This is a genomic window from Haloarchaeobius salinus, from assembly GCF_024464185.1.
Lineage (GTDB): Archaea > Halobacteriota > Halobacteria > Halobacteriales > Natrialbaceae > Haloarchaeobius > Haloarchaeobius salinus.
Genome location: NZ_JANHAU010000003.1, coordinates 154,690 through 180,921, shown reverse-complemented (window position 1 = coordinate 180,921; position 26,232 = coordinate 154,690). Strand labels below are relative to the sequence as shown.

Here is a 26,232-nt window from a genome sequence, read left to right as displayed (position 1 = left end):
CGCACCGGGTCCCGATAAACGCCCCGGTCCGCGGGACGGAGCCACGACCACGGCGCGGGTTTTCCGACCCGGAACACGACGGACAGTTTTTACGCCGGACGGTGCGAAGCCGCTGGCAGTGACCGAGGACCCGGCGCTCCCGGACGTCGTCGCGCTGCTCGACGACGAGTACGCCCGCGCGATCCTCGAAGCCACCAGCGAGGGACCGAAGTCCGCCAAGGACCTGAGCGAGGAGTGCGACGCCTCGCTCCCGACGGTCTACCGGCGGGCCGAGTCCCTGCAGGAGTGTGGCCTGCTGCGCGAGGAGACCCGTCTCCAGGACGACGGCAACCACTACAGCGTCTACCGCGCCACGCTGGAGCGGTTCTCGGTCGAACTCACGGAGGGCTCATTCGACATGGAACTACAGCGAACCGAACGGGACGTCGCGGACACGTTCACCGACATGTGGCACAGACTCTGACCATGCTCGGACTCCAACTCATCGGCGACCCCGTGCAGGCGCTGGTCGTGGTGCTGGCAGCGCTGTCCACGGCCGTCGGCCTGCTCATCGGCTACCAGGCCTACCGGGGGTTCCGCCGACACGACAGCCGCCCGATGCAGCTCCTCTCCGTCGGGCTGGTGCTGATAACGGCCGTGACCTACAGCATCTCCTTCGGCGGGACCATCCTCTTCCGGGAGGGGATCCTCCCGCTCGCGTACCAGCAGGCCCACACCGTGGTGGTGCGCGTCACCCAGCTCGCCGGCCTGAGCTGCATCCTCTACTCGCTGTACTCGCGATAGGGGCGCGTCCTCCGTGAGCCGTGGTCCGTCTGCAGTGCCGCTTTAAGTCATTCTCGTCACAAGGGTTCATAGTGAGCGGGTTCGGGCTCCCGAGAGATCGAACGCAGAGCCCCGCCTTTCTATACGCTGGAGCCGCAACGGGGAGTCGAATGACCGACTCCGCAGTCCCTCCGGCGGCCGATCCACGGTCACCCGAGCCACCGGCCCGCCGCGACCCGCGCGACCTCCACGCCGGGCCCGGGGACGGCTCGCTCGGCCGCATCGACGCGGTGAAGGACGAACGCTTCCGCCGCTGGGACGTCGTCACGCCGAGCGCCACGCTCATCGGCCGACCACGACACGCACACGAGGACGTGAGCGAGAACCTGCGCCGGCTCCACGACGAGCAACATCCGGCGATGGCCGGCCACAGCGAGCGGATGCACCGCCTCGAGAAGGTCCGTATCACCCACGCCTTCTGCAACAACCTCGCGCTGACGTCCTGGGAGCGCGACCGGGCGCTCGGCATCATGGCGGAGCTGGACCTCACCGCGTTCGGGAGCCAGCGCGCCATCCAGCGCGTCGCCCTCGTCGTCATCCGGCACGTCGGCGACGAGGAACGGAAACGACGCCTCGGCCTCCACGACGACGAGTGGGTGAGCGAGCGCTCGCCGGAGGAACTCGCCGAACTCTCCGAGCAGTTCGAGTCCCTCACCGACGACGGCCAGTTCCGCCTGCTGATGGACGAACACGGTCTCGACGTGACCGCCGTCAATCGCCTCACTCGGACGCTCCGGGACCAGCTGGCGGAACAGGACCTCGCCGAAGCGGTGTTCGGGCGCTCACCGTACCGCGACCCGAGCCTGCCGCCCATCAGACCGGAGCCGCCAACCGAAGACGGCGAGTCGATCTGAGCCGTCCCCGCGGCGGCGGAAGCGTTTTGCAGCCGTGTGCCGACCCTGTGCCCATGGACAACTACCCACACCTCGACCCCGCCGACGGCGAAGTCGTCGACGCCGAGGTCGTCGTCACCGACGACGTGCTGGTGAAGGCGTTCGCCCTCGGCCCGCGAGCGGAGCTGACGCCCCACGAGCACACTGGCTCGACCAACGTCTTCCACGTGCTGGAGGGCGCTGTCACCGTGATCAGAGGCGACGAGGAGAGCACCGTCGAGGCCCCCGGTGTCGTCCAGCACGACCGCGGCGTCGTCCACGGAGCCCGCAACGACACCGACGAGCGGGCCGTCTTCACGGCGAGTCTGTGTCCGATGCCCGGCTGACCCCGACGGGTGGATGTCGCGGCTCCTCGGATTCTCTTCAGTCGGAGCAGCGAGATAGGGCTCTATCGCGTCGTAGCTGTTCCACCCACCGAGAGCCATCACGATGCGCGGGCTGACGTTCTCCTCGACGAGCAGGTGGTTCGCCCAGCAGCGCCGGAGACGTGCGTCGACACGCGCCGGTAATCCTCGTCGCCGGCCTCCTCGACCGCGCGCTCGGCGGCCTGTTCGACCCAGTACTGCACCGTGCGCTTGCCACGGTCGACGAGTACCTGGTCGTCGTCGACGTCGTGCTGCTGGCAGTACCGATTGATGAGCGCCTCCAGCTCGCGTGGGAGCCACGTCTCACGGTGCTTCCCGCCCTCGTACTCGCCCGTCGTGTCCTTGCCCGAGACGACCTCGAGATCGTAGTGGGTGCCGTCGGACTTCCGCGAGATGTGCCTCGGCTCGACGTCGAGGACCTCGGCGACGCGGAGCCCGCAGTCGCCCATCAGTCGAATCGCGATCTCTCGCTGGAAAGTGTCTGCGGCGCGGGGCAACTCGTGATACTCGTCGCGGGTCATCCACACGGTGAACGACCCATCCTTGTTTCTCTCACTCCGCATTGCACGCTCCTCTAGAAGTTCATGCACCTAGAGTGTTCCCCCGCTGGCAGGGTTATCTCGTGAGATGCCGGATTTCGACCGAATCAGTTCAGGCGGGTGGCTGGCGTTGCACGCTTCCACACAAGCACGAAACGTATCGAGGAGAGAGTATTGATAACTCTCTCAATCCGAACCTGACGCAAAGAAATAGGTGGCGCTCCATCTTGTATTCATTATGGCTCCCTCACTACTGGACCACGAAACTCGGGAAAGATTCTTGGAATCAAGAGACGATCAGCTTACGGAGAGTCAATCCAGAGAACTACAGAGAAATCGAGAGATAGCTCGCCAAATCAGACATCAAAAGCGGGTCTTAGATGATATAGATGCAGTGGACGAAGTCACAGAGGGAGCGTTTGAGGATGCTTTGGACGGTCTGAAAGCAAGGCAAATAGAGATTTACAAGACAGAACAGGACAGTTCTGTGGAGAAAATATCGAATCTAATCCCTGAAGTCGTCATTGAACACGTCAGCTTCAACACTAATCAATTCAAATAGGGCCGTCTTCAGGAATTCGTATTTGGGGTGTTCTTACCTCTACAAAACTCGAACAAGGCGATAAGAGCCCTGTTAAAAATTCCACTTGTATCTCGAAGCACTACTCGACTTGGACCATCACGTTCATGAGATCATAGCGGCATTGCATTCTTCACTACAACGTAAATAAACCATAATGTCCAAGGGATGATTGACATCATGAATAATACCTCATAGAATTTCGGCTGAACTACCTGGTCTGTGAATACAGAGGCCAGACTCCGGAATAATATGTCACGAAATATGACGTAAGCGAGATTGTTGAGATTAATGAAAAGCAGAGTAAAGAGTAACAAGGTGGGTAAACTGAGGAGTAAAAATAGCAAACGAATTCCTGAATCAAGTTCTCCGAAGGCGGCTTCACCGAGTGATTGAGCCGGGACTCCGAGTAATATTGAAAAAATTGTATTTAGATACTCAATATCTGGATTTGGTATGCTATGGCCGAACAATTTGTAGCCCTGGTAAGGTAAGGTGAAACTGAGGTACGCGTATAAGAACCCGAAAATAGGGATGGTGATAATTCCTAATAGAAATAACGCCTTTATGAACCGATATTGGTCCAATCGGGTTTCTATCAAAGCTTGACGTCCAATCAGAGTCATATTGCTGGGCTGATTGTAGGGAGAATATGGCGGGATAACTGCTTCCGAGATCGAGGTTGCCCAGTTCCGACCCAAAATTAGTAATCGGATTCCAACAGCGAAGTAGAACGCTTTAGTAATCTGTTGGAGAGTAGCTACAGAACCAAATTTAACTGTGGACCAAAATGTGATAGTTCCTACGCTTGGGAAGTACAAATCACTAATCGTATTCGGAATGAGAATAGCATACGAACCAACGAAGGTAACTACAATAATGAACGCCAGCGGCCTAGTCAGAAAAACTAGATATTGGGAAATCAATCCTTGGTTTGTATCCATCGAGTAGATTCACTTCAATGCTATAGCATATTTATCTTTACCCTGAAGTACGGAATTGGGTCAGTTGTGCGGAAGCAACCATCCAATCACAGCTCCGTGTCCGAAGTGCTGGTGACGGAGCCCCTCGAACCGCTCTATCGCGACGGTCTCGATTCCGATGTCGTACCAGAAGGAGACGTCCTGCTGGAACTTCTCGGCGATTCGGTCGGCCGTGAGCTGTTCGTACTCTTCACCATTCTTCTCGTAATAGAGACCGAGAAGGCCGGCAGGAAGACCGAAGTCCGATTCGTAGAGCTTCCGGCTGTCGGTCAGCAGTGACGACGAACTCCGTTCGGGAAACGGGCTGAACACGCTCTTGTACATATTCGGGTCGATGTTCCCGTTGTCGCGTCTGAACCGCAGGAGCTTCGCTTCGACTGGCATCCGGAAACCATCTTCCGTGATGACCAGGTCACACCGTTTCCGACTGTCGGGATACTGCTCTTCGGTTTCGATGTGCTCGGGACGTGTGCCGTCTTCGGCCAGCTCGTCGAGAATCATCTCGAGCTGTCTCTCTTCCTCAAAGGGACCGATTCCAGGATCCCACCGGTCGTGTTCCGCTTCCCGGTCTACTGCGGGAATTACAGTAGCGAAATCGCGTGCCAGCTGTTGGAGGGCTGTCTCTTGTTCGGTCATATCTGCCCAGAACCGCCGGTGTCCAATAGTTCCCTCGGCTGGTTGTGGTCGCTTTTGGAGATACACTTACCCGGACGGATTGCCCACCGATGAGCATGGGTGACGAGGAGTACCCGATAGTCTTCGAGTCGGTCGAGGAACCCCACATCGAAGGTCGGTCGATCACCGTCCGCTTCATCAAAGAGCGGGTCGAGGACTGTCGGATCGACCCTCACGAAGTGGCCGAAGAGCACGACCTCGATGTCGGTGATGTCTACCTCTCCATGGCGTTCTACCATGATAACGACGATGCGATGCGTGAACTGGAGGAGAGGAAGGGTGGGCGAATTGAACAGAACGCGAGAAGAGCAGTCAACGCCAGTTCTCGCGGGACTCCCTGACCCTCTCCCTTGCCTTCTCGGCTTTCTCTTCCGACCACGCACCAACCACTATGGGCTCTTCTTCGGCGGTGAACCGAATGAGGAACTCGTCCCACGTCTCGTCGTCTCGCTTCAATCGCTCCAGCCGCTCCTTGGTGGCGGAATCGACGGGAATCGAGGTACGGCCCATGTAGAATAATCTCGGTTTCAGGCCTGTAGGTATTATGGAGCCTTCAGTCGAGGGCAACGGAACCGAGCCACGGCGCGTCGGCTTCGTCTTCGACGGGCGTCAGCAGAATCGTACCTGATTCGGCGTGGTACCCGACCGCGACCGTCGAGCCCTGTTCGAGCTCGTGGGCGTCGCGGATCTCCGAGGGTATGACGCCATATGCTGATTCGTTGTGCATCTGTACGTTGCCGGTCCCGAATGGGGTCACTGCGCTGTCGTCAACTACCGCTTGCGCGGCCCTACGTTGTGCGTTCATCGCTCCGGACATACACGATGTGCAAGGTCTCCTACCCGTAAAAGTGTGAACCCGTGTGTGAACATGGGTGTGAACCTGCTCGCCGGTTTACCTGTCCAGACCGCCGAACGCGTGGCATGGGTCTGATACGAACCCAACAGAGGGGTGAGTCGGATGGAACGGCCGAGTAGCGACTACGGCCACGACTGCCCCCGCGACGACTGCACCGAGTGGCGAGCATCCCGAATCGGACTGGAACTGCATCTCGCTCGCGGCCACGAGCCGATCACCGAGATCCGCCGTGCCTGAGTTCGAGTTCGGCGACCGGACTGCCGCGAACCAGTTCCGCGACGACCACGCCAACCACCTGTGCTCAGACGACGACCGACGCAAGCGCACCGTCACGCTCGTCTCGGACGCGCCCGAGCAGGTGCTCGACCAGGCGGCCGTCGCGGCCGCGGTCTCTCGCGAGGACCACCGCGGCACCGGGCAGCTCGAACTCTCCGAGAGCGAACGCGACCGCATCGACTTCTCCAAGAGCCGAGCCTCGATCCCCCACGCGAGGGCCGTCAAGGGCATCGCGACCAGCGAGGGCGTCGACGACTGGACCGCCTACTACGACCCGACGCTGTCCGTCGACGAGCACCAGGGCGTGATGGAGCGCGCCAGCCGGGACGAACGCGGCTCCCGCATGGACTCAGAGAAGACGGCCGACGAACGGCTCGCGGGCGTCGAGCAGGCACTCGGCGAGGAGTGCGAGCGGGCACAGGACTACTGTGAGGACGGCGATACTGACGCCTGCGAGTACCTCACGGAGGGCTGTGGGTTCGATGAGGAGCAGGTCGAGGCGCTTCTCGATGCCGAGGAGATGCCGGGCGAGGCGTACGGACTGAAGAACAAGCTCTGGCAGCAGTACCAGGTCGCCATCGCCGAAGCCAAGGAGGCGGCGGCTGGCATCAACGAGGTTCACCAGCAGTACGACCGCGACCTCGTGGACTTCGAGGAGCTGGGCGACCGGAAGCTGACGCCGGCAGACATCGACTGGAACGAATGACGAGTTACAACTGCCCCGTGGAGGGGTGCGACTACGGAGATGGACAGGACGAGAAGACACTCGAACAGGTGCGCTCGCACGTCAACTCGATGGGGGACGGCCCCCACGACTGGACCGAGCTGAAACCCGTCGTCGAGGAGCAAGCGACCAACAGTTCGACCAACAAAATCGACCCCGAGGAACCCCCTTCGGAGGGGGGTGATGGCGTTGGTAGCGACGAGGACGACGAGGCAACCAACAATGGCGACCAAGGAGAATCGCCGAACGGCGACGGGGAAGCAACCAACGAAGACACCCCCGAAGAGACCCCTTCAGAGGGGGGTAACGGGGGTGGTAGCGACACCGGGACCAACGAAATGCCGACTGATGAGGAGATCGACCAACAGTGGAACCAAGGCGAATCGCCAGACGACGATGGGGGAGATACCAAGGAGACTACCACCGAAGATACGGCCTTGGAAGCGGCTAATTCTGCTGCTTCCAGCGGTGGTCGCGCTGGTAGCGGGCTGGGAATCCCGATTCCCGTCTCCACGACCACCCTCCTGGTGGGGGTCGTCGTGGTCACCGTCGTCCTACTGTGGCTCACCCGTCGCGGTGGCGACGAGCAGATAAGCGACACCGGTGGGCCCCCCGATACCGACGAGCAGACCGACGACGCTGGCGGTGGCATGAGCCGGGAGTCTGGGGGTGGTCTGAGTGACTGACACTGAGACCGACGCGGCGGCCGCCTCCGACGAGCCCGAAACCCCTGATGAACCCAAAGGGCCGGATGAGCCCGATCTCGACGACGACGATTTCGTCGAGATCCCCGACGACGTGGCCGAACAGGTGGCCGAAGCCGACGCGGAACAGGACGAAGAAGCCGATGACGAGCCTGACGAGACCCCTGAGGAGGAAGGCGATTCACCCCCGTCGACGCCGGGAGCAGACCGCACCAGCCTGGGTGACGTGTACTGTAACGCCCTCGGGATGGCAACCGTCGCGGCGAAGGACCGTCACGGGTCGGACGTCGAGGACCGCCAGGCGGCGATGGACGAGTACGCCGACATGGCCCGCCAGCTCGACCTCGACGAGTACGTCGACGACTACGTCGCGATGCACGGCGGCCCCAGCGAACTCTCGCCGGGACAGGCTATCGTCGTCTTCTCCGTGGTGTTCGGTGCGTCGGTGATGGTCGAGGACCCCGAACTCTCCGAATCGGTACTGGAGGGGGTAGGGGCATGATCGAGACGCTCACGTCGGCGATGCCCAACGGCCGACAGAAGCTCGCCCGGAAGCTGCTCGACTCGGAGATGGGGCAGGCAATGCTGCAGATCGTCGCCCACGCCGAGCACGAACTCATCTCGTCGGTGGTTGACCTCCAGGATGCGGCCGACCTCGAGGACAATCAGCGTATCGACGTGGTGCCCGAGCCCGAGGACCGGCAGGAGCAGCTCCGGCAGCTCGTCGAGGCGAAGCTCGACGGACGGTTCCGCGAGTGGTGGGTGGCCAACTGCTCCGGGCTGGAGAACGCCGAGGAGGCCGCCAGCAAGGTCGACGTGGACTGGCAGGCACAGAAGCAGCGGTGGGCCGACCTACTCCGTCAGAACGGCACCGAGGGCGACACCGACACGCTCGCGGCGTCCTACGTCCGGAGCCGGTACGGCTGCACGCTCGACGAGTTCCACGAGACCGTCGTCGACTGGCCCGAGGGCAGTGAGAACGACCATCCCCGCGAGGCTGAGGAAATGAAGGCCGCCATCGCCGCCGGGGTCATCGAAGCCAACCAGGGCGTTCAGCGCGTCACCGAGGAGCTGCGGGGTGACGACGATGCGTGAGGCGACACCGGGCGAAATCAGGCGGGTGGCCGACCGGCTCCGGGGTCGTGCGGAGCGGTTCGACTCACAGGCGGACGAACACCACGAAAACGAGGAGTATGGACTGTCTGGTAGAAAATCCGACGCGGCAGCGTTGGACCGGCGTCACGCAGAAATAGCCGATGAACTCGCGGACTACCTCGATGGCGGAGGAGAGACCGATGAGTGACCTGAGCGACGTGGTCGAAGCGGCCACGAAGGGACTCGCGGAGGCGGCGGACAACGCTGCGTCCAAGCCCGCTTACGAGGACCGGAACCTGCTGGCGCTGACGCTGGCGGTCAACCGGAAGCGTATCGGCTGTGACGCCGGCTACTTCTACGACGACCAGGGCTGTCCTGTCGTCTGGGCCGTCCTACCGACCGGCCAGGTGTCGTGGAACCTCCCGCCCCGGTATGAGCAGCACATCGAGGACTCGTGTCTCGCTGAGGAGTGGCCTGTGGGCGGGTACGACGGGCACGACCGGCAGCTCAAGAACACCCGGCTGGCCGAGGATGTGGCCGGCCGTGAGACCCGCGTCCGCGCCGTCACTCCCCGATGAATCTCGCATTCGCCGCGGTCACCGGCTGGGGCAAGACCTACGTCTCGCATTCGTACATCGAGGAGAACGCCGACGACTACGACGTGACCGTCGTACTCGACTACAAGGACGAATACAGCGGGCTCGTCGAGTCGGGCTACCTCAAGCGGATGACCGCGCCCAGCGGCACGGAAAACGTCACGCCCGAGCAGTGGCGCGACATCGTCGCCGGCGAGAAGGGACTCCAGGTCGTCCGGGCCGGCCTGACCGACGAGCAGTGGCAGGAGCTGCTCGCGAACCTGATTCTCGCGCTCGAAGCGATGGACATCTCGGTCTTTCTCGTGCTCGACGAGGCTCACCGGTTTGCCCCCCAGCGGGGGAACTACCCGGACGTGATCGACACGCTGGCGACCACCTACCACGGTGACGGCTTCGGCGTGGTGTGGCTGTTCCAGCGGTTCGCCAAAATCGACAAGGACGTGCTGTCGTGCTGTACGGCGTCGATGCTCGGCGGGTTCCGGTCAACCCAAGACATCGAACAACTCGACACCGTGGAGTACCCAACCGACGTTCACAAGAAAGACCGCGACCGCGTCCCCGGACTGCCCGACGAACTGTGTGTCGACGGCGAGCCGCTTGCACTCCAGCGGTTCACCGACGACGAGGGCCACACGGTCGGCTCGGAGTGGATATACACCGACGGCGAGACCCTAGAACGGCTGGATTCGCGGGACTTCGAGATGGAGAGCGAGCACTACGGCAGTGACCGCAAACGCATCAAGCACCCATTCTGAGTCATGAGCAAGGTAGATATCACTCTCCGGAGTGAGAAGGCAGACCGGTGGCAGGAAACGATGGACAAATTGGAGGAGAGATTGGGATACCGACCCTCCCAGCCAGAAGCCCTAGGAATCGTTTTAGCATCTTGGGATGATGAATTTGAAGGAATCTGAGTGAGCGAGGACTGATTTTGACTTCGATAATACACGGGAATCTGCCCGAATAGCTTTTTACGTCGAGATTATCTTTGGGAGATATGAATTTGGGGGGCCTCTCAGAAACTAATCTTTCAGACCTTCTGCAGTCTATGGACCCATATAAGTTCGAGAAATTGGTCGCAGAACTATGGGGTGAATTGGGTTATACGGCTACTGTAACCAGTGGTTCTGGAGATAGAGGCATTGATATAGAGGCGCGCAAAGAGGATCCGTTTCATCGACTGCAACTAATTCAGGTGAAGCGACACTCAGATGCTAACCGTATCGGTAGTTCGATTGTTCGAAATTATAGCACACTCTATAGCCAACGAGATGATGCGGACATCGTAGCAATCGTCACGACGGGGCAGTTCACATCTGATGCTATCCATCTTGCGGAGGATTTGGGGGTGCGCACCATGGCTGGAGACAAACTATGTGAACTGCTCATCCAGGAAATCGGTGTTGAAAACCTCATTGATAGACTAGAAATTGAGACAGAGACCGGTTCAGAAGGCACCCCTGATTCCACCATTAGGAACCCCGCAGATTGTTTCTATTGTGACCGATCATTCCAGGATGATTCTGCACGCCAGGACCACATAAGAGACGTCCATGATGGGGGAATCGATGACTCTGAGGATAAGGAAACCTGGGAAGAAAAAGTAGCTTCAGGGCATAAAATCACATGCCCCGAATGTCAAGCCTTGTTTAATGATGAGGCTGGGTTAGAGAAACATCTGAATAAAGATCACACCACAAAAGGAGAAGAATACCTTGAGTACGAGGAACGACAATTCGAAGAATATCGGAGATAGATGAATTAGTATTCGAGGTGGGAGTTTGAACATGAGTTCCGCACGAATTCTCTTTCAATGCCGTATATTCTATTTTGACGTGTATTGATTGGCATACTGGTCTTGAATTCCACCATTCTTCGTCGGGGGATTTTGACATCAGAGTAGCCAGCTTGGGGTGCAGTATGGCAATGGAATTTGGAGGCGCGTTCGACGCGCTCGCAGACGACGACACGTGGATGGACGCCGCCGAGGTGGCGGCAGGCTACATCGGCCCGATGGCCGTCGCCAACGTCGCCGAAGGGGCGACCCAGTTCGACGTTCCCAACGAGGCCTACGGCCTGCTCGGCATCTACGCCGGCGAAAAGATGGGGCGGCGCATGGTCTCGGTCGGCTCCGGCGTCTACACCATCGACGCACTCGGCCAGCGTTTCGGCCTGAAGAACCGCGTCACCAGCATCGGGGGTGCCTGAGATGGGCGAGTCGCTGTTCGCCGCCGAGGGCCAGACCTCGAACTACGTCACCACCCAGCAGAACACGCCTGGACAGCTCACGCCGGTGCTGGAGATCCAGCCCGAGGACGGCGTCGGGCTCGTCATCCACAACCGGGTAGATGTCGGCCAGAAGGTCAAGGGGTTCCCGATCTACGCGGACCTGCGTGCTGGAAGCGGCGACCCGCTCCCGCTCGATTCGCGGGTTGCTATCGGCTACGAGAGCCCCACGGACGACAGCCTGCAGGTCGTCTCGGTGCCGATGTCCAACATCAGCACGTACCGCAAGAAGAGCATCAAGGACCAGCAGAACCGCGAGAACGTCGACTCGGTGAAGCACGAACTCAAGAGCAGCAGGCTGGAGGTGCGCGACATCGACACGGCGTACCTGCTCATCGAATCGTCGGAGGTCATCGACCACACCGGGAGCGAGGTGTACATCGACAGCGACGCCGTCGACGAGGTCGACATCGACTGACCATGGCTGGAATCAAGCAGCGCCTCGACAGCGTGCCCTGGAAGCCCGGTCACATCAACACCGGCGAGTGGGAATTCTCCCAGAGCACGCCCGACGAGCCCTCGACGGTCGCAACGTATCAGGCACCGCGCCCGATCCGCATCCGCGAGGACCGCGAGTTCGATCTCGCCGTTCCAGCCTTCGAGACGTTCACCACCGTCGGAGACGGCTCAACCCAGACGTTCAACCTGAGCCACAACCTGCTGGACACGCCCGCCACCGAGGCACTCGTGCTCTGGAAGGTTCTCGACAGCGCACCGGATGGGATGCCTGCAGGGCAGCGGGAGACCCCGGACAGTATCGACTTCGAGGGGAACTCCTTCGACTACACGGATAGTGGGAACGTCGAGAACCTGTTCGTGTACTACATCCCGCGAGATCCGGCGGTCGTCGAGTTCACGAAGGTCGCACCCGGCGGTGGGGCGACGCTCGAACAGCCGCTGTTCGAGGTGCCCACGGCCATCGCTCACACCCGCGACCAGTCGAAGGACCCGCTGTCGTTCGACCTGGGGCGGACCGCGCTGCAGGATACGGTGCCGCGCAAGTGGAAGATCGTGGCCACCGTCGACGCCCCGTATCCAGTCGCCTTCGAGGACGAAGAGGGCCGGGGAACGTCGGCAACGAACGCCCTGCTGGCGGTGCCGCGCGCCCAGACCGAGGCTCGCATCCGGGGCCTGAAGGACGCGGTGAAGGCCGACATCGCGGGGTTGGACTGAGCCATGCAGGGCGGTCTCAACTCCGGCCACAACCGGCAGGGGTCCGCCTACACCGTCGCCACCAGCACCGAGCCCACCGACCCGGTCACCAACCGCGAAGCCGTCCGCGTCGGCAGTGTGTCACTGACGATGGAGGAACTGCTCGCGCTGGCGGTCGTCGTGAACGCACTGGGCACGCTCGTCGTGCTCTACATGGAGGTGTCCTGACGTGGCCGTGATGGACGCCGCCGGGCAGAGTCGCGGCACCCGCCTTCGGGACACCCTCGACGACGACGAAGACGGGGATGACGAGCCGGTGTCGGTGGCGGCGAACACGTCGCTCCCGAAGGCCGACAGCCTCAAGGACGACTCCAGCGGATCGAGCGGCTCGTCGGGGCCGTCGCAGTCGGTGGAATCGCCGGACAGGCGGCTCGGTCGCGAGGTGGGGAGCGCGGATCTCTCCATCTCGCTGGACGACCAGGGCCGCGCACAGGAGACCCTCAGCGGCATGGGCTCGGGCGGCGCGAACTCCACCCAGGGCGTGACCACCGAGGACACGACTGAGGTGGCGACGGTCACGGCCGACGAGTCTATCGCGGATGCCGAGAACACCGAGCAGCGCGTCGAGAATGCCACGGACGGCCGTGCTTACGGTGACCCGAACGAGACTGAGAACATCGGCACTGGCGACGCCGTCACGACGACCACGTCGGACGGCTCGACGTCACCGACGAGTCCGTCCGAGCTGCTCGACGGGTTGCCAGTCGACGCGCTCGTCGTCGGGGCGGTCGCACTCGTCGGGCTCGCCGTGGCGGCAGGAGGTGACGCCTGATGGCGGGACCTGCCGCGGCAGCCGCAGGCGGTGCGCTTGCCGAGCAGTCTGGGGACATCGCGGATTCGGCGGCGGACGTCGCCGACTCGAAGACCGCTGAACGGTACGCGACCATCGCGCCTATCGCGCTGGTCGTCATCGTTGGGGTCGTCGGCTATCTCGTGTTCCGCGGACAGACCGAGATCTTCGAGACGACCGGCGCGGTACGCGACGGTCTCGGTGGCGCTGGCCGGGCCGTGGGCTCGACGCTCGGCGGCGTGTTCGACTTCGTCGGTCAGGAGGGCGGTGAGGCCGTCGACGGCTATCAGGACGTGCTGGGTGGACTCGCGTCGACGCCGGGCAACGTGCTCGGTGGGGCGGCTGACGCCGGCACTGATGCCGGTGAGGCGGCCGCTGGCGCGGTCGACGACGCCACGGACTTCGTGGGTGGTCTCGTATGAGGCTCCCGACAGTGCTGCTCGCGCTCGGCGCTGTGGCTGCCGTCGTGCTCACGCTCGACGGTGGCGGTGGCTCGTCCGGTGCGTCGGACGACTCGACCAGAACTAACGACTCCGAGCCCACGGGCTCGTTTGACGCGAGCGCGGTGCGGGACCTGCTCCAGCTCGACCGCGAGGACGCGGCTGGCGACGGTTTCCGGCCGGGGACCAGAGGGTCGCTCGTCGGCGGACAGGTCGATGACGGCTACGAGACGGGTGACGGAGGTGTCGGCCTGTGACCGGGCTCGTCTTCACCTACATCGTCACGGCCTGCGCGATGATCACCGCGTCGGCGGCGGTCGCTGGCGCGGGCTACCTGCGGTCGGTCAAGAGCACGGTCGACGAGAACGAACAGCGCTCCCAGAAGAACCGCAAGCTGCTCACTGGTGAGGATGCGCCGCACTACGAGGGGCTGCTGCGGCGGGTGCAGCGCCTCGAAAATCGAGGTGGTGACTCGTGACGCCGGGGCCGAACTCGCGCATCGAGCAGGTACTCGGCGAGTACGGACTCGGTGCGAACTCCTGGGCGATGGACATCCTCCAGAGCGACACTGACCGGCTGCTGCTGGCGCTGCTGCTCGAACAGCGTGGCCAGGACCTGATCGAAGCGCTGGACGCGGCTGGCGAAGAGTACGAGGAGACGACGGCCACCTACGCGACCGGTGAAGTGACCAGCGGGGAAGAGTGGTCCGAGCCAATCGAGTTCGGGTTCGTGTCGTCGAGTATCGACCTGCGGATCAACGACTCGGACATCGAGGTGGCATTCGCCGACCCTGAGCATAACGAGGGTGTCGGTGTTCCGTACAAGACGGACAACTCGCCGGTGGTCGGCATCCCGGCCGAGACCACGAAAATGTGGGTGCGTCGGGCTCCCTCTGAGGGGTCCGGTGGCACCGTGCAGTTCGAGGCCTGGTCGTAATGAAGAACGGCTTCCATCGGCGCGATCTCCGCCGGCACCGAGCTGGTGGCCGGCTGCGCTCGACGAAGAAGGACCTGAACGTCATCATCATGGACGGCGGCCACATCGTCGACGAGGAGGGAGACGATGCCGACGATTGACCCGGCGGTGCTCGTTGCGCTCATCGCGGGATTGCTCGTCGACTTCGACTACGCGATGACACGGCTCCGTGGCTTCGGCCGGCTCGTGTTCTCAAAGGTGCCGGTCGAGGACGACGAGACCGTCGAGAACGAGCGAGAAGAAGCAGGCAGCGAATAGAGCCCATCAACACTTTCAGCGTCTTTTTGGAGCACGCTACTCCGCCCTAACAGGTCGCGATTATAGTCGAGTAGTTCTCTCCGTCGTACCGGACGTACTGGTTGGCGTCCCAGTCGGAAGGGTCTATCTCTGCTCTATCCCGCCCGAGGGCATCCTCGAACTGCTGCTGCTGTTCTGCCGTGAGGTTCTCGAAGGCGACCAGTTCATCAGCCGGGATATTCTCATCGTCAGCAGGGTACGCGGAAAGCGTCGTCGGACAGTCGTTCTGCCACTGAAGGTCGATGTAGACCGCTAAGCCGCCGAACGTGAGGAGAAAGACGACGGCACAGAGCAGGAGGGCTCGTTTCCAATTCACGTCAGGAGGTGATTCTCAACATTGTAATAAGCCTTCTGCGGCCCTCACTCAGGTTTGTAGCTACGGTCTCAGCAAGGATATATACGAGGGGAGTGCGAGTGAGAAATTGGCGTCTCACTAGATTAATCTGATCACCGATGCCCTTCGATTCACGCTCAAATTATGGATTTCCGAATCCAGAGAACGTGCTCCTGCTTGTGTTGATAGGCGTGGCAGTCGTTGATGTTGCCCTAGTCACTACTGACTCACTTGGAACTCTCCTCGCCGTGGGTTTAATTCTGGATATCATTGGTGCGGCCGTGCTAGCAATACCAGATATTCCCAGTCTAAGGCGTTATACACTAGCTGGGGGACTGAGAACCAAGAGGAGAGAGCTTCGAGATATGAGTACTGTTTTTCGACCAGTTTGGAGTGCGAAGGAGGGGGTAGAAACAGGGGGGCTTTACCGTTCGGATGTGGAAAATCCATCTCCTGATGGAGAAATTCGATTTGAGCGGTTGCGGGCCGTTATCGAGGACGAGATCCCAGATGATGACTGGGATCTCTATTGGGAGGATGTAGTAAAATTCGAACACGATAGTGCCCAAGAAGACCCGTTTGGGCCCTACATTTGTGCTATTGATTCGGACAAAAGGGAAGAAAAAATCGGTAGAAATCTAGTCTCTGATATTCTGCGCGAAAGGGAAGAGAAAGAGCATGGGAAAGCCCGACGGATTGGGTTATCCCTACTTATTTTCGGGTTCCTTCACCAGATGGCACCGCTATTGGCATAGGCTAACTCCTTTCATCGAACCACCACCCACGGACGGCGATAAGGATCTCCACACCGGGTGAGGTAACCCCTTTCCCGGAGTGGGTCGATAATACGCGGCCCGACGAACTCCTTACCGAGCCCAGTTTTCTGTGCGACGGCGGACTTCGCCTGGTCGAGCGGGATTCCGCCACGGTCGCTCACTTCGATGAGGGCCCTATAGCCTGCCGCGAGCAGCTCATCGTCGGTCGGCGGGGTGCGCTCTCCGTTGGGCGTCGATTCGTTGCTGACGCGGCGCATGTGGCCACGAATCGCCTCGCTTCGGTTCGCACCGCGAGCCTCGAGCGTCTCGTCGTACTCGTTGAGCAGGTCCTGCGGCACCCGGACGGTGACGCGGGTGACGGCCGACTCGTCGCTCTCCATCTGTGCCATCAGGCACCACCTTTGTTCATACGCTGGGGGGTGCCGTCATACACGGTAAAATCGACACACAAGGCGGAGTCGACCGGGGTTGGCCGGAGTACGTAGGACACCCCCTGGGGGTTGCTGAGCGGAGTCGCGTGCGTGCCCGCACTTTCCGCCTGCGTACGCGAACCGCGCTGGCGGCGTCGGTGGGGTGTCATCGTCGGACACCCCCGTCAGCTCGCACCCGGTGAGCCTGCGCGTCGGGGTCGACGCGGATCGTCTCGTCGGTCATGGGCTGGATACTGACGGGCTGGTCCTGGTCGTCGGTGAGTGCGAGGTCGACGGCCTTGCGGACGGTGCAGAGGTGAGCGCAGGGGCCGTCCTGGTACTCGAAGCCGCGGCAGTCACAGCGGCCCTCGTAGACGCCGCTGTCGTGGCCGAGAGCGAGGTGGTGGACGGAGCCACCAGGAAGAGTCACCCGATACCCGTAGCGGCCGAACTGCTCGAGGAGAGCGGCGCGTGGGTCGGCTCGCCCCCACGAGTCGCCACCGCGGTCGCGTTCGGCCTCGAAGTCGAGCTGACGCGGCATCAGGCACCACCTCGCTCGAACGTTGCGTCGCCCTCAAGGAAGCACTCGAAGCAGGGCACGCCATCGGGGAGCGCCTCGCAGTCGCACTCCTCGTCTTCATCGTCGACGGACTCGTCGCTGGCCGTCCGGAAGTCGTCGAAAGTGCTCACGCCGACCACCGCTGGCGCGCGGACTCAGCGCTGTTCGAGAGTAACGTCCGAAACCCGAGAAGAAGGCCTGAAACGGCCGCTTTCGGGTTTATTACAGTGGGGACGGAGGGATTTGAACCCCCGATCGACTGATATCTCCGGTGTGCGCCTCGGAACTCCAGAGGGTCGTCGTCGCGAGCCGATGATCAGTCGGTCGCTCGGTATATCAGTCTGGAGTCTCGTCCCGGGCGCGTGGCCTCTGGAGTCAGTCGCCATGCCTGGCTTGGCCACGTCCCCGCAGGTGCTTCGTTTGGCGGTTCTCACTAAAGGGGTTTCGATTCGGGAGTTAGTCGCGGTCGTCGTCGGCCCAGTCGCAGTCCTGGCACTTGTAGCCGGTGACGAGTTCGGTGACGCTCGGCATGTAGACGACCTCGAGGACGTCACCGCCGCAGTCGGGGCACTCGCGGTCGGTGTCGGCGATGGGTTCGGCCTCCATGACGGAGTCGCCCTCGACGAGCTCGGCGAGTTTCTTCGGGGTGACCATCCGGCCCTGGACGACGCGGTTGTCTGGCATGGGCGAAAGGGGCGCGCGGACGGCCGTAAGCGCTCCGGTCAGTCGGCGGCTTCGGCGTGGGGGGTGGCGTCGCGAGTGGGGTCGTCCGGACAGTCGTCGCCGCGGCCGGGTTCGAGCGCGAACAGGGCGGCGACACCGACGACGGCGAGGGGCGCGGAGCCGACCTCGAGCCCGAGGATGGAGAGCGCGAGCAGGCCGAGCGCGACGGCGCTGCCGAAGCGGAAGCGGTCGACGTCCATCCGCCGGCGGAGGTGCGGGCCGGCGACGGCGACGGCGAGGGCGAAGCCGGCACCGACGGCGGCAGCAGCGGCGGCCGCGAGGACGAGCTGCGGGTCGGGCACGACCTCGAGCCGGGGGTTCGAGAGGTCCAGGCTGACGAGGAGCCCGAGGCCGACCACGACCGCGGGGCGGGGGAGGTACTCGCCGACGCGGGCGGACGCGGTCTTGGCGGCGACGGCGAGGACGACGAGCGCGGCGGCGCGTTCGAACGTGTGGATGTCGAGGACGCTCTCGATGGTGGGAGCGAGGGCTGCCTCGACGGCGGCGAGGGCGACGAGCCCGACGCCGACGGCGGCGACGGTCATCGTGATCTCGCGTCTGGTGCCGTCCATCTCGGCGAGGACGACGGCGACGGTCGCACTGCCGCCGAAGACGAGCAGGCCGACCTGGAGGACGTTCAGGGGCCCGTCGAGCGCACCCGCGAGGACGAGCGCCGGGAAGATGCCGTCGACGAGCGGGAGGCCCATGACGGTCGCGAGCAGCTTCGCGTCGCCGCCGACGAGGGCTTCGAGTCGTGCGGCGATGGGGTGGCTGGCCGGGTTCATTCGGCAGCAACCCTCGTCGTCGGTGGCGTCTCGGTGTCGGGCGTGGCTGCTGCGGTGGCCACGTCGTCGTCTCCCGAGGTGGACCCGGTACCGGAATCCGGGTGGGGCAGGACGGCGGTCGCTGTCACGACGAAGAACGGGAACGAGCACCAGTCGTGGTCGCTGTGCTCGACACCGGTGCGTGCTCCGTCCGTCGTGACGGTGGTCATGAACGTCACTCGGGCCGTGAAGGTAATAAGAATTCTGTGTCAACGCCATCCATAGTCGAACTATCATCGGCAGATGGAGATTTTTGACTACGATATATCGGATATTTGGGCCGTTAGTCGTGTGGTGTTCACTAACGAGGCCCGTCCTACTCCGTCCTGATGGAGCACGGACGTGTGCGAGTGCACGCCACGGGGAGTCGGTCTCGGAACGTTTTTGTGCGAATCGTGCGGACCGCTTATATGGCGAAAGACGCTCCACGAGGCGGTCAGTTCTCGGGCAAACTAGACGTTCCAGAGGCGTTGACCTTCGACGACGTGCTGCTCCGACCGAAGGAGAGCCGGGTCGAACCGGACGACGCGGACCTGACATCGCGCGTGTCCAAGCACGTCGAGCTGCCGGTCCCCGTCCTGTCGGCGGCGATGGACACCGTCACGGAGGCGGAGATGGGCATCGCGATGGCCCGTCACGGCGGGCTCGGCGTCATCCACCGCAACCTCGACGTCGAGGAGATGGCGAGCCACGTCGAGCGCGTCAAGCGGGCGGACGAGCTCATCATCCGCGACGTGGTGACTGCGAAGCCGGAGCAGACGGTCCGCGAGGTCGACGAGATGATGGACCGCGAGGGCGTCAACGGCGCGCCCGTCGTCGACGACGAGGGCGTCGTCCTCGGCATCATCTCCGGCACGGACATCCGGCCGTACCTGGAGGTCGGCGAGCAGGACAGCGTCCGCGAGGCGATGACCGAGGAGGTCATCACCGCCGAGAAGGGCGTCACCGCGCGCGAGGCGCTCGAACTCATGTACGAGCACAAGATCGAGCGCGTCCCCATCGTCGGCGAGGACGACCAGCTCATCGGGCTCGTGACGATGCAGGGCATCCTCCAGCGCCGCGAGTACGACAACGCGGCGCGCGACGAGGACGGCCGGCTCATCGCCGGTGCCGCCGTCGGTCCGTTCGAGGTCGACCGCGCCGTCGCCGCCGACGAGGCCGGTGCCGACGTGCTGTTCATCGACTGCGCGCACGCCCACAACCGGAACGTGGTCGACAGCGCGCGCGAGATCAAGGCCCAGGTCGAGGCAGACGTGGTCGTCGGCAACATCGGCACGCGGGAGGCGGCCGAGGCTCTCGTCGACTTCGCGGACGGCCTGAAGGTCGGTATCGGACCGGGCTCTATCTGTACGACGCGGATCGTCTCCGGCGCGGGGATGCCCCAGATCACGGCGGTCGCGCAAGTCGCCGACGTCGCCGCGAAGCACGACGTGCCCGTCATCGCGGACGGGGGCATCCGCTACTCCGGCGACGCTATCAAGGCCATCGCGGCCGGTGCGGACGCGGTGATGCTCGGCTCGTACTTCGCCGGCACGGACGAGGCACCGGGTCGCGTCGTCACGATGCAGGGGAAGAAGTACAAGCAGTACCGCGGCATGGGCAGCGTCGGCGCGATGCAGTCCGGCGACAGCCAGCGGTACCTGAAGGAGGACGACGAGGACGAGGAGTACGTCCCCGAGGGCGTCGAGGCCGCCACGCCGTACAAGGGCAGCCTGAAGTCCGAGCTCCACCAGCTCGTCGGCGGGATGCAGTCCGGGATGGGCTACGTCGGTGCCGGCACCGTCCACGAGTTCAAGGAGCGCGCCGAGTTCGTACGCGTCTCGTCGGCCGGGCAGACCGAGAGCCACGCCCACGACGTGCTCATCACGGACGAGGCACCGAACTACAGCCCCGACGGGAGCTGAGCCGCGTCGCCCCCGGAACAGTCTTCGACCCGCCACGCGGCCTCGTGCTTTTTATCGGTGGGGGCCAAACACCATAGCCGATGGCCGCCGAAGAATCGGAGAGAGAGGAGACGACCGACGGGGGGCGGAACGTGGCGACGGACGGTGCACCGACCGGCGGCACGCGAGCGAGTCGCTGGCTGGGGAAGCGCTGGTACAGGACGACGCCCGGTATCGTCACGGCCGGCCTGCTCGTCGTCCTGACCGCACTCGGCCTCGCCATCTCGACTGGCGTCGTCGCCCCGGCGTTCACCGAACTCGACCCGTCGGCGAAGGCCGCAATCCCGCCCTACGTCTACCTCTACGGTGGGCTCGGCGGGCTCGCGTACGTGTTCACGAGCCTCATCATCGAGTTCGAGAAGACCACCGAGGAGCTGGGTCGCGCGGGGCTGCGCCTGCTCGCCGCGCCGCTGCTCGCAGCGGGCATCTACCTGCTGATGCGGTTCTTCCTGACCTCACCCTCGACGCGGCAGGTGGCCGGGCTCTCCTTCCTCGTCGGGCTCTACGTGAAGGTCACCATCGAGGCCCTCGGCTCGCTGGCTCGCCGACTGTACGGTCGTCCGACCAAGCGCTCGCAGCGGTCGAGGGACGACGCGGACTGACCCGCCACCCCCTTCACTGGTCCCAGACGCGCATGAGGGCGTGATTCACGACGACCAGCGCGGCGAACAGTCCAGCGAGAATCGGCTGCCCGACGGCGTACAGCCCCGCCGTCGCCGCGCCGAAGACGAGTCCCTCCAGCAGCAGTCGTGCCCGGTCCGAAACGGGAATCGCCGCCTGCGGCGACCCGAACACACCCCAGACGACCGCGACGGCAAACGGCGCGGCGAGTCCGAGGGCGACCCTGCCGGGCAGTGAGTCGCCGCTGGCGAACCCCCAGTACGCGATAGCGAGCAACGCGAACACCTCGAGGAGGAAGCGGAGGCCACGGTTCGCCGGCCGGAGGACCATACGGATGCACGGGGCGCGCCGACTTTCAAGCCATCGGCGATTCCCGTGGCGACCACCGCACACAGGAACAGCTCATCGGCGTCCACGACGTCGTGGCCGCGTTCGGCAAGCGGCCGCGTCGTCCGACCCGTCCCACAGCCGACGTCGAGGACACGCCCCGGTTCCGCGAAGTACTCGTCGACGATGGCGGCCTCCCAATCCGTCAACCAGCCGTCGTCGCCGAAGCTGTCGTACCGGTCGACCATCGCCTGCTCCCCGTAGACGGTCTCGTTCTGGTGGACGACAGCTCCCTCCGCCGACTCCTCGGTGCTCATACCCGTGGCGGCGACGCAGCGGTGCAATGTTATCCGGTCGCTACGCCGCCAGAGAAGCACCTCACTCGGTCGAGAGGTGGTACATACTTGTCGCCACTGCGTCTCGACTACGTTCGCTGTCCACGGGCCGGATGGGAATTGAACTGTGCCGAGACATTCCTGCTCGCTCCGCTGCGCGGGCTGTGACTCGTCGGGTTCAATACCATCGTAGCCGCTTCGCTCCTCACGTGCGTTCGGAGCAGAAGCGGGCCGGATGGGAATTGAACCCATGACCGTCTGATTAAGAGTCAGACGCTCTGCCTAACTGAGCTACCGGCCCGAGTGCACTCGTTCGTTACGTGGTAGTGTTAAAAAGGGTTTTCATTCCAGGGGAGCCCCATCGTCCTCGAACCGCAACCAGTAACGTCGTCGGGCGACAGACGACAGGCATGTCCTGGGGAATCCTCGTCGTCGCTGGGCTGTTCGAGATCGCGTGGGCGGTCGGGCTGGAGTACTCCGAGGGGTTCTCGAAGCCGGTGCCCTCGGCGCTGACAGTCGTCGCGCTCGCCATCAGCATGCTGTTGCTCGCGCGTGCCATCGAGAGCCTCCCGGTCGGGACCGCCTACGCGGTGTGGACCGGCATCGGTGCGGTCGGGACAGCCATCCTCGGCGTGCTGCTGTTCGACGAGCCGGCGACGCTGGTACGTGCGGGTTTCCTGGGGCTCATCGTCGCCGGAATCGTGGGACTGCACGCGACTGGCGCGTGAACAGAGGGTCGGGAGGGTTAAGTGTGCCCGGTGAAAGGTGTTGCGTACATGAGTACCGGGGTCAGCATCGCTGCGATGTCGAGATATGCGATTCTCGGCTGCGGGAGCGTCGGTCACGCGGTCGCAGAGGAACTGGTCGGGCAGGGCAAGGACGTGCTCATCGTCGACAAGGACGAGGGGCGCGTCGAGGCGCTGCGCGACCAGGACCTCAACGCCCAGTCGGCGGACATCCGCGAGCCCGACACCGCCGAGGCGGTCGAGGACTGCGACGTGGTCCTCATCATGTCCTCGGACATCGAGGCGAACAAGGAGGCCGTCGCGAACATCCGCGAGCGCGACGGCGACCAGTTCGTCGTCGTGCGCGCCTCGGACCCCGTCTCCGGCGACGAGCTCACCGAACTTGGTGCCGACGTCGTCATCAACCCGTCCTCGGTGATCGCCGACGCGGCGATGCGCTCGCTCGAGTCGGGCGAGCTGGAGTACCGCGCCACGCAGCTCTCGGAGGTGCTCACCGACGCCGACGGCCGCGTCGCCATCTTCACCAACGAGAGCCCGGACCCGGACTCCATCGCGAGCGCGGCCGCCCTGCAGGCCATCGCCTCGCACCTCGGCGTCGAGGCCGACATCTGCTACCTCGGCGACATCGGCCACCAGGAGAACCGCGCGTTCGTCAACCTGCTCGGTATCGAGCTGTTGAACTGGGCGGACATCGAGGACCAGGACCAGTACGACACGATGGCGGTCGTCGACAACGCGAGGACCAGCGAGGAGTTCGACCTGTCGGTCGACATCGTCATCGACCACTACGAGTCCGAGGAGGAGTGGGACGCGTCGTTCGTCGACGTGCGCCCGAACGTCTCCTCCACGTCGACCATCATGACGAAGTACATCCAGGAGTTCGACATGAAGGTCGACGAGGCGGTCGCGACCGCGCTCCTCTACGGCATCCGCGAGGAGACCCTGGACTTCAAGCGGGACACGACGCCCGCCGATCTCACGGCGGCGGCGTACCTCTACCCGTTCGCGAACCACGACCTGCTCGAACAGGTCGAGTCGCCGTCGATGAGCCCGGAGACGCTGGACGTGCTCGCCGAGGCCATCCAGAACCGCGAGGTGCAGGGCAGCCACCTCGTCTCGAACGCGGGCTTCATCCGCGACCGCGAGGCGCTCGCACAGGCGGCCCAGCACCTCCTGAACCTGGAGGGCATCACGACGACGGCGGTGTTCGGCATCGCGGACGACACCATCTTCCTCGCGGCCCGCTCGAAGGACATCCGGATGAACATCGGGAAGGTGCTCTCGGACGCCTACGGCGGCATCGGCGAGGCCGCGGGCCACTCGACGCAGGCCAGCGCGGAGATATCGCTGGGCATCTTCACGGGTATCGAGACGAACGACGAGAACCGGGACACGCTCCTCTCGCTCACCGAGGAGGCGGTCAAGCGGAAGCTGTTCGAGGCGATGGGTGTCGAGAGCGGCGAGTCCAGTAACGGGAGCTAGGCGACGACTTCGTCCTCCTCGTCCGGGGTCTTCAGGCGCTCGATGATGTCGTTGATGAGCACCACGTCACCGACAGCGCGGACCCAGCGGTAGGGGACGAGCACGCCGCGGTGGTCGCCGATGCGGTTGCTGAACAGCTCCTGGTTGAGGTCCGCCAGTGCGAGCCCGGTGACGACCTCGTTCTCGACGTCGAGTCGGACGTCCTCGATCTCGCCGACGAACACGCCGTTGTTCGAGTAGACCTCCCGACCGACGAGGGCCGTGATCTCCTGCGGAGTACCGTTCATACCCGCCCTGTCGTGGAGACGGGTCTTAATACTTGGTCAGACGCAGTGCCAGCGTGACACGTGTGGGTCCCGCGGCCGTCGGCGAACCCCGTCGAGCACCGCGAGTCGACCCGGCACGGGGTCGCGACGCTCGATGGCGCTCCCGCGGAGGTCGCTCGACCCGAGGTCGTGCTCGGCGGCCTCGGGGCGACCGGTGATCGAGTCGAGGGACGCGATGGTAGGGAACACGTTCCGGAGCTCCTCGGCCCATCTGTTGGGTGTTCGGTCCGGGTGGACGCCCGACGGTTATAAACTCGCGACCATATTTATATACTATGACTCATTACCCGGTACTACCCCCAGGGGATGAGTGTAAACGTCCGGGTCTATTAGCCGATGACGCCGGGGTGCCTCTGACAATCCGGCCCTTGACGGTCGGCCGTGCCCGGGCCGACCGTCGTACAGGGTTCTTCCCTGTTCATTCGTCGAAGAAATCGTCACCTACGAGTGATAACGTACCGTTTCTCGCTCAGCCACCCCGACCGTCGAGTTCCACGTCCATCGTGTCCCCGAATCGTTCGTACGTCGAGTCGGCGACGGCGTCGCGGACGAGCGCGAACACCCCCCGGACGGCCCGCTCGCGGGTGGTCGCCGCCATCGAGTCGACCAGCTGGCCGACCGCCGACCGCTCCGCGTACATCAACAGCACGTTCACGTTGTCGAACAGCACCCAGCCCTCGCCGGGTTTGACGTGGACCATCGCCCGGTCGAACCGGTCGTGGACGCCGGTCAGGTCGTTCGGGTGGACGACCGAGGTGGTCCACAGCGGGCCGTCGTAGTCCACGGGGGAGCCCGAGACGGGGACGACCCCGACCCTGTTCGGGTCGCCGCCGCGGTCGCGGACGAACTGCTCGACCTTGCGGGGCGGGCGCGTCGTCGAGACGACGAGCAGGTTCTCGAACGCCTCGGGCGGGAGCGTCGCGAGCGGTGACTGCAGCGACGGCGTGAGCACCAGTGCCTGCGTACCGGGGGTCAGCCGGTCGAACGGATCGCGCTCAGTCGTCATCGGCATCCTCGAAGCCCCCCTCGTGTTCCGTCTCCAGCGACGTGAACTCGGTCCGCGAGGTGTCGATGAACTGCCTGGCGAAGTAGTAGATCCCGACGGTCGCACAGCAGCTCGCACCGAGGTTGACGACGGTCCGGACGAACAGCGAGCTGTCGAGCATGGGGACGTAGCCCGCGTCGATGAGCAGCCCGAGGAAGTTCGACACCGTCAGGAGCAACAGCGCGGCCGCCAGCCCGACCAGTCCCTCGGTGTAGGCGACGTTCTCGGCGTGGGTGACGACGGGATAGAGCAACAGTCCCGTCGCCGTCAGCAGGGCGGCTATCTGGACGCTGCTCAGGACCGCTCGCGGGTTCCCGAGGACTGCGTCGACGACCATCAGAGCTCCCTCCGTTCGGTCAACAGGACCATCCCACGGATGGCGGCCACGACGATGGCCAGCGTGGCCACCGAGAACGTGATCGAGTAGGCGACCGTGTACCCGGGGAGGCGCGCGACCCCGAACACCACCCACGGGACGTTGACGAGGACGAAACAGCCGAACGCGACCGGGAGTGGCTCGAGCATCCGGTTGATCGGTGCACCCGCGAAGCCACGGACCGCGACCAGCGACAGGCAGAACCCGACCGTGAGCACCAGCACGTTCGTCAGCGATAGCAACTGCACGACGAGCCAGTAGGTCTCAGCAGACACCATCAGCGGACAGCCACGCTCC

Annotated in this window: 48 protein-coding genes and 2 tRNA genes; 31 read left to right on the top strand and 19 right to left on the bottom strand. The window is 63.6% G+C overall.

Going from position 1 to position 26,232, the window contains the following annotated elements; genetic code table 11:
- The first annotated feature begins 118 nt into the window (after positions 1-118).
- The 4 genes from NO345_RS13315 to NO345_RS13300 all read left to right on the top strand — a co-directional run bounded on the left by NO345_RS13315 (position 119) and on the right by NO345_RS13300 (position 2,041).
- Positions 119-463, top strand: coding sequence for a helix-turn-helix domain-containing protein (locus NO345_RS13315; protein ID WP_256299955.1), 345 nt, complete (start codon positions 119-121; stop codon positions 461-463).
- A 2-nt stretch (positions 464-465) separates the two neighbouring features.
- Positions 466-783, top strand: coding sequence for a DUF7521 family protein (locus NO345_RS13310; protein WP_256299954.1), 318 nt, complete (start codon positions 466-468; stop codon positions 781-783).
- A 149-nt stretch (positions 784-932) separates the two neighbouring features.
- The gene (locus NO345_RS13305; protein ID WP_256299952.1) at positions 933-1,676 is read left to right on the top strand and encodes a DNA-directed RNA polymerase subunit epsilon; all 744 of its coding nucleotides are present in this window, start codon (positions 933-935) and stop codon (positions 1,674-1,676) included.
- 53 nt (positions 1,677-1,729) lie between these two features.
- Entirely contained in the window at positions 1,730-2,041 is a 312-nt protein-coding gene (locus NO345_RS13300; RefSeq protein ID WP_256299950.1) for a cupin domain-containing protein, read from the top strand.
- Positions 2,042-2,139: 98 nt separating this feature from the next.
- Here NO345_RS13300 and NO345_RS13295 read toward each other — a convergent pair whose 3' ends face one another.
- On the bottom strand, positions 2,140-2,643 hold the full coding sequence (locus NO345_RS13295; RefSeq protein WP_256299948.1) for a tyrosine-type recombinase/integrase: 504 nt from the start codon (positions 2,641-2,643) through the stop codon (positions 2,140-2,142).
- Between the two features lie 370 nt (positions 2,644-3,013).
- Between NO345_RS13295 and NO345_RS13290 the strand changes: the two genes are divergently transcribed.
- Positions 3,014-3,181 carry a hypothetical protein gene (locus NO345_RS13290; RefSeq protein ID WP_256299946.1) on the top strand — a complete coding sequence of 56 codons (168 nt, stop codon included), beginning with the start codon at positions 3,014-3,016 and terminating at the stop codon, positions 3,179-3,181.
- A gap of 1,022 nt (positions 3,182-4,203) precedes the next feature.
- On the opposite strand, the gene NO345_RS13285 is transcribed toward NO345_RS13290, so the two are convergent.
- Positions 4,204-4,818: a transcriptional regulator gene (locus NO345_RS13285; RefSeq protein WP_256299944.1), complete on the bottom strand. Its 615-nt coding sequence runs from the start codon at positions 4,816-4,818 to the stop codon at positions 4,204-4,206.
- Between the two features lie 95 nt (positions 4,819-4,913).
- Here NO345_RS13285 and NO345_RS13280 point away from each other — a divergent pair, with 95 nt between their 5' ends.
- Positions 4,914-5,198, top strand: a complete 285-nt coding sequence (locus NO345_RS13280; RefSeq protein ID WP_256299942.1) for a DUF433 domain-containing protein — start codon at positions 4,914-4,916, stop codon at positions 5,196-5,198.
- Here NO345_RS13280 and NO345_RS13275 read toward each other — a convergent pair.
- Positions 5,170-5,367 carry a DUF7557 family protein gene (locus NO345_RS13275; RefSeq protein WP_256299940.1) on the bottom strand — a complete coding sequence of 66 codons (198 nt, stop codon included), beginning with the start codon at positions 5,365-5,367 and terminating at the stop codon, positions 5,170-5,172. The genes NO345_RS13280 and NO345_RS13275 overlap by 29 nt on opposite strands.
- Positions 5,368-5,410: 43 nt before the next feature.
- Complete coding sequence (locus tag NO345_RS13270; RefSeq protein ID WP_256299938.1) at positions 5,411-5,674, bottom strand: AbrB/MazE/SpoVT family DNA-binding domain-containing protein; 264 nt, start codon at positions 5,672-5,674, stop codon at positions 5,411-5,413.
- Between the two features lie 141 nt (positions 5,675-5,815).
- Between NO345_RS13270 and NO345_RS13265 the strand changes: the two genes are divergently transcribed.
- The 20 genes from NO345_RS13265 to NO345_RS13170 all read left to right on the top strand — a co-directional run bounded on the left by NO345_RS13265 (position 5,816) and on the right by NO345_RS13170 (position 15,069).
- A complete protein-coding gene (locus NO345_RS13265; RefSeq protein WP_256299936.1) occupies positions 5,816-5,950 on the top strand; it encodes a hypothetical protein in 135 nt (44 codons plus the stop codon).
- Positions 5,943-6,695, top strand: a complete 753-nt coding sequence (locus NO345_RS13260; protein ID WP_256299934.1) for a hypothetical protein — start codon at positions 5,943-5,945, stop codon at positions 6,693-6,695. Before NO345_RS13265 ends, NO345_RS13260 begins: the two co-directional genes overlap by 8 nt.
- On the top strand, positions 6,692-7,399 hold the full coding sequence (locus NO345_RS13255; protein ID WP_256299932.1) for a hypothetical protein: 708 nt from the start codon (positions 6,692-6,694) through the stop codon (positions 7,397-7,399). Before NO345_RS13260 ends, NO345_RS13255 begins: the two co-directional genes overlap by 4 nt.
- A complete protein-coding gene (locus NO345_RS13250; protein ID WP_256299930.1) occupies positions 7,392-7,919 on the top strand; it encodes a hypothetical protein in 528 nt (175 codons plus the stop codon). Before NO345_RS13255 ends, NO345_RS13250 begins: the two co-directional genes overlap by 8 nt.
- Complete coding sequence (locus tag NO345_RS13245; RefSeq protein WP_256299928.1) at positions 7,916-8,512, top strand: hypothetical protein; 597 nt, start codon at positions 7,916-7,918, stop codon at positions 8,510-8,512. The genes NO345_RS13250 and NO345_RS13245 overlap by 4 nt, the downstream gene beginning before the upstream one ends.
- Positions 8,505-8,720 (top strand): hypothetical protein, encoded by a 216-nt coding sequence (locus NO345_RS13240; RefSeq protein ID WP_256299926.1) that lies wholly within the window; start codon positions 8,505-8,507, stop codon positions 8,718-8,720. The genes NO345_RS13245 and NO345_RS13240 overlap by 8 nt, the downstream gene beginning before the upstream one ends.
- Positions 8,713-9,090, top strand: a complete 378-nt coding sequence (locus NO345_RS13235; protein ID WP_256299924.1) for a WDGH domain-containing protein — start codon at positions 8,713-8,715, stop codon at positions 9,088-9,090. Before NO345_RS13240 ends, NO345_RS13235 begins: the two co-directional genes overlap by 8 nt.
- Positions 9,087-9,863, top strand: coding sequence for a hypothetical protein (locus tag NO345_RS13230; protein ID WP_256299922.1), 777 nt, complete (start codon positions 9,087-9,089; stop codon positions 9,861-9,863). Before NO345_RS13235 ends, NO345_RS13230 begins: the two co-directional genes overlap by 4 nt.
- A gap of 242 nt (positions 9,864-10,105) precedes the next feature.
- Positions 10,106-10,864 carry a restriction endonuclease gene (locus tag NO345_RS13225; RefSeq protein WP_256299920.1) on the top strand — a complete coding sequence of 253 codons (759 nt, stop codon included), beginning with the start codon at positions 10,106-10,108 and terminating at the stop codon, positions 10,862-10,864.
- 164 nt (positions 10,865-11,028) lie between these two features.
- The gene (locus NO345_RS13220) at positions 11,029-11,316 is read left to right on the top strand and encodes a hypothetical protein (RefSeq protein ID WP_256299919.1); all 288 of its coding nucleotides are present in this window, start codon (positions 11,029-11,031) and stop codon (positions 11,314-11,316) included.
- Position 11,317: 1 nt separating this feature from the next.
- On the top strand, positions 11,318-11,812 hold the full coding sequence (locus NO345_RS13215; RefSeq protein WP_256299917.1) for a hypothetical protein: 495 nt from the start codon (positions 11,318-11,320) through the stop codon (positions 11,810-11,812).
- A gap of 2 nt (positions 11,813-11,814) precedes the next feature.
- Entirely contained in the window at positions 11,815-12,567 is a 753-nt protein-coding gene (locus NO345_RS13210) for a hypothetical protein (protein ID WP_256299915.1), read from the top strand.
- Positions 12,568-12,570: 3 nt separating this feature from the next.
- Positions 12,571-12,774, top strand: a complete 204-nt coding sequence (locus NO345_RS13205; protein WP_256299913.1) for a hypothetical protein — start codon at positions 12,571-12,573, stop codon at positions 12,772-12,774.
- A gap of 1 nt (position 12,775) precedes the next feature.
- Positions 12,776-13,378 (top strand): hypothetical protein, encoded by a 603-nt coding sequence (locus tag NO345_RS13200; protein WP_256299911.1) that lies wholly within the window; start codon positions 12,776-12,778, stop codon positions 13,376-13,378.
- Complete coding sequence (locus NO345_RS13195) at positions 13,378-13,818, top strand: hypothetical protein (RefSeq protein WP_256299910.1); 441 nt, start codon at positions 13,378-13,380, stop codon at positions 13,816-13,818. The genes NO345_RS13200 and NO345_RS13195 overlap by 1 nt, the downstream gene beginning before the upstream one ends.
- Positions 13,815-14,093, top strand: coding sequence for a hypothetical protein (locus NO345_RS13190; RefSeq protein WP_256299909.1), 279 nt, complete (start codon positions 13,815-13,817; stop codon positions 14,091-14,093). Before NO345_RS13195 ends, NO345_RS13190 begins: the two co-directional genes overlap by 4 nt.
- Entirely contained in the window at positions 14,090-14,314 is a 225-nt protein-coding gene (locus NO345_RS13185; RefSeq protein ID WP_256299908.1) for a hypothetical protein, read from the top strand. The genes NO345_RS13190 and NO345_RS13185 overlap by 4 nt, the downstream gene beginning before the upstream one ends.
- Positions 14,311-14,772, top strand: a complete 462-nt coding sequence (locus tag NO345_RS13180; RefSeq protein WP_256299907.1) for a hypothetical protein — start codon at positions 14,311-14,313, stop codon at positions 14,770-14,772. Before NO345_RS13185 ends, NO345_RS13180 begins: the two co-directional genes overlap by 4 nt.
- Positions 14,772-14,912, top strand: a complete 141-nt coding sequence (locus NO345_RS13175; RefSeq protein WP_256299906.1) for a hypothetical protein — start codon at positions 14,772-14,774, stop codon at positions 14,910-14,912. The genes NO345_RS13180 and NO345_RS13175 overlap by 1 nt, the downstream gene beginning before the upstream one ends.
- Positions 14,899-15,069 carry a hypothetical protein gene (locus NO345_RS13170; RefSeq protein WP_256299905.1) on the top strand — a complete coding sequence of 57 codons (171 nt, stop codon included), beginning with the start codon at positions 14,899-14,901 and terminating at the stop codon, positions 15,067-15,069. The genes NO345_RS13175 and NO345_RS13170 overlap by 14 nt, the downstream gene beginning before the upstream one ends.
- Positions 15,070-15,115: 46 nt before the next feature.
- On the opposite strand, the gene NO345_RS13165 is transcribed toward NO345_RS13170, so the two are convergent.
- Positions 15,116-15,424 carry a DUF7979 domain-containing protein gene (locus NO345_RS13165; protein ID WP_256299904.1) on the bottom strand — a complete coding sequence of 103 codons (309 nt, stop codon included), beginning with the start codon at positions 15,422-15,424 and terminating at the stop codon, positions 15,116-15,118.
- A gap of 137 nt (positions 15,425-15,561) precedes the next feature.
- Between NO345_RS13165 and NO345_RS13160 the strand changes: the two genes are divergently transcribed.
- Positions 15,562-16,197: a hypothetical protein gene (locus tag NO345_RS13160; protein ID WP_256299903.1), complete on the top strand. Its 636-nt coding sequence runs from the start codon at positions 15,562-15,564 to the stop codon at positions 16,195-16,197.
- Positions 16,198-16,208: 11 nt separating this feature from the next.
- Here NO345_RS13160 and NO345_RS13155 read toward each other — a convergent pair whose 3' ends face one another.
- From NO345_RS13155 to NO345_RS13125, 7 genes are all read right to left on the bottom strand, one after another.
- The gene (locus tag NO345_RS13155) at positions 16,209-16,607 is read right to left on the bottom strand and encodes a CopG family ribbon-helix-helix protein (RefSeq protein ID WP_256299902.1); all 399 of its coding nucleotides are present in this window, start codon (positions 16,605-16,607) and stop codon (positions 16,209-16,211) included.
- 187 nt (positions 16,608-16,794) lie between these two features.
- On the bottom strand, positions 16,795-17,169 hold the full coding sequence (locus tag NO345_RS13150) for an SWIM zinc finger family protein (protein WP_256299900.1): 375 nt from the start codon (positions 17,167-17,169) through the stop codon (positions 16,795-16,797).
- The gene (locus NO345_RS13145) at positions 17,169-17,318 is read right to left on the bottom strand and encodes a hypothetical protein (RefSeq protein WP_256299898.1); all 150 of its coding nucleotides are present in this window, start codon (positions 17,316-17,318) and stop codon (positions 17,169-17,171) included. Before NO345_RS13145 ends, NO345_RS13150 begins: the two co-directional genes overlap by 1 nt.
- Before the next feature lie 97 nt (positions 17,319-17,415).
- Positions 17,416-17,594: transfer RNA gene (locus NO345_RS13140), tRNA-Trp, on the bottom strand.
- Between the two features lie 49 nt (positions 17,595-17,643).
- A complete protein-coding gene (locus NO345_RS13135) occupies positions 17,644-17,871 on the bottom strand; it encodes a DUF5795 family protein (RefSeq protein WP_256299896.1) in 228 nt (75 codons plus the stop codon).
- A 38-nt stretch (positions 17,872-17,909) separates the two neighbouring features.
- A complete protein-coding gene (locus NO345_RS13130) occupies positions 17,910-18,695 on the bottom strand; it encodes a DUF5794 domain-containing protein (protein WP_256299895.1) in 786 nt (261 codons plus the stop codon).
- Positions 18,692-18,904, bottom strand: coding sequence for a hypothetical protein (locus NO345_RS13125; protein ID WP_256299893.1), 213 nt, complete (start codon positions 18,902-18,904; stop codon positions 18,692-18,694). The genes NO345_RS13130 and NO345_RS13125 overlap by 4 nt, the downstream gene beginning before the upstream one ends.
- Positions 18,905-19,144: 240 nt before the next feature.
- Between NO345_RS13125 and guaB the strand changes: the two genes are divergently transcribed.
- The gene (gene guaB / locus NO345_RS13120) at positions 19,145-20,638 is read left to right on the top strand and encodes an IMP dehydrogenase (RefSeq protein ID WP_256299891.1); all 1,494 of its coding nucleotides are present in this window, start codon (positions 19,145-19,147) and stop codon (positions 20,636-20,638) included.
- An 80-nt stretch (positions 20,639-20,718) separates the two neighbouring features.
- Positions 20,719-21,279, top strand: coding sequence for a hypothetical protein (locus tag NO345_RS13115; RefSeq protein ID WP_256299890.1), 561 nt, complete (start codon positions 20,719-20,721; stop codon positions 21,277-21,279).
- A gap of 13 nt (positions 21,280-21,292) precedes the next feature.
- Here the strand turns inward: NO345_RS13115 and NO345_RS13110 are convergent, their stop codons facing one another.
- Positions 21,293-21,628, bottom strand: coding sequence for a YrdB family protein (locus tag NO345_RS13110; protein WP_256299888.1), 336 nt, complete (start codon positions 21,626-21,628; stop codon positions 21,293-21,295).
- 559 nt (positions 21,629-22,187) lie between these two features.
- A tRNA-Lys gene (locus tag NO345_RS13105) sits at positions 22,188-22,261 on the bottom strand.
- 109 nt (positions 22,262-22,370) lie between these two features.
- On the opposite strand from NO345_RS13105, the gene sugE reads away from it, so the two are divergent.
- Positions 22,371-22,688: a quaternary ammonium compound efflux SMR transporter SugE gene (gene sugE / locus NO345_RS13100; protein WP_256299886.1), complete on the top strand. Its 318-nt coding sequence runs from the start codon at positions 22,371-22,373 to the stop codon at positions 22,686-22,688.
- A 48-nt stretch (positions 22,689-22,736) separates the two neighbouring features.
- Positions 22,737-24,188, top strand: coding sequence for a DHH family phosphoesterase (locus NO345_RS13095; RefSeq protein ID WP_256299884.1), 1,452 nt, complete (start codon positions 22,737-22,739; stop codon positions 24,186-24,188).
- On the opposite strand, the gene NO345_RS13090 is transcribed toward NO345_RS13095, so the two are convergent.
- From NO345_RS13090 to NO345_RS13070, 5 genes are all read right to left on the bottom strand, one after another.
- A complete protein-coding gene (locus tag NO345_RS13090; protein WP_256299882.1) occupies positions 24,185-24,475 on the bottom strand; it encodes a PRC-barrel domain-containing protein in 291 nt (96 codons plus the stop codon). The genes NO345_RS13095 and NO345_RS13090 overlap by 4 nt on opposite strands.
- Positions 24,476-24,511: 36 nt before the next feature.
- Positions 24,512-24,703: a hypothetical protein gene (locus NO345_RS13085; RefSeq protein WP_256299880.1), complete on the bottom strand. Its 192-nt coding sequence runs from the start codon at positions 24,701-24,703 to the stop codon at positions 24,512-24,514.
- A 280-nt stretch (positions 24,704-24,983) separates the two neighbouring features.
- Complete coding sequence (locus NO345_RS13080) at positions 24,984-25,520, bottom strand: DUF7504 family protein (protein WP_256299878.1); 537 nt, start codon at positions 25,518-25,520, stop codon at positions 24,984-24,986.
- The gene (locus NO345_RS13075; RefSeq protein ID WP_256299876.1) at positions 25,510-25,896 is read right to left on the bottom strand and encodes a hypothetical protein; all 387 of its coding nucleotides are present in this window, start codon (positions 25,894-25,896) and stop codon (positions 25,510-25,512) included. Before NO345_RS13075 ends, NO345_RS13080 begins: the two co-directional genes overlap by 11 nt.
- Positions 25,896-26,213, bottom strand: a complete 318-nt coding sequence (locus NO345_RS13070) for a hypothetical protein (RefSeq protein ID WP_256299874.1) — start codon at positions 26,211-26,213, stop codon at positions 25,896-25,898. Before NO345_RS13070 ends, NO345_RS13075 begins: the two co-directional genes overlap by 1 nt.
- Positions 26,214-26,232: the final 19 nt, after the last annotated feature.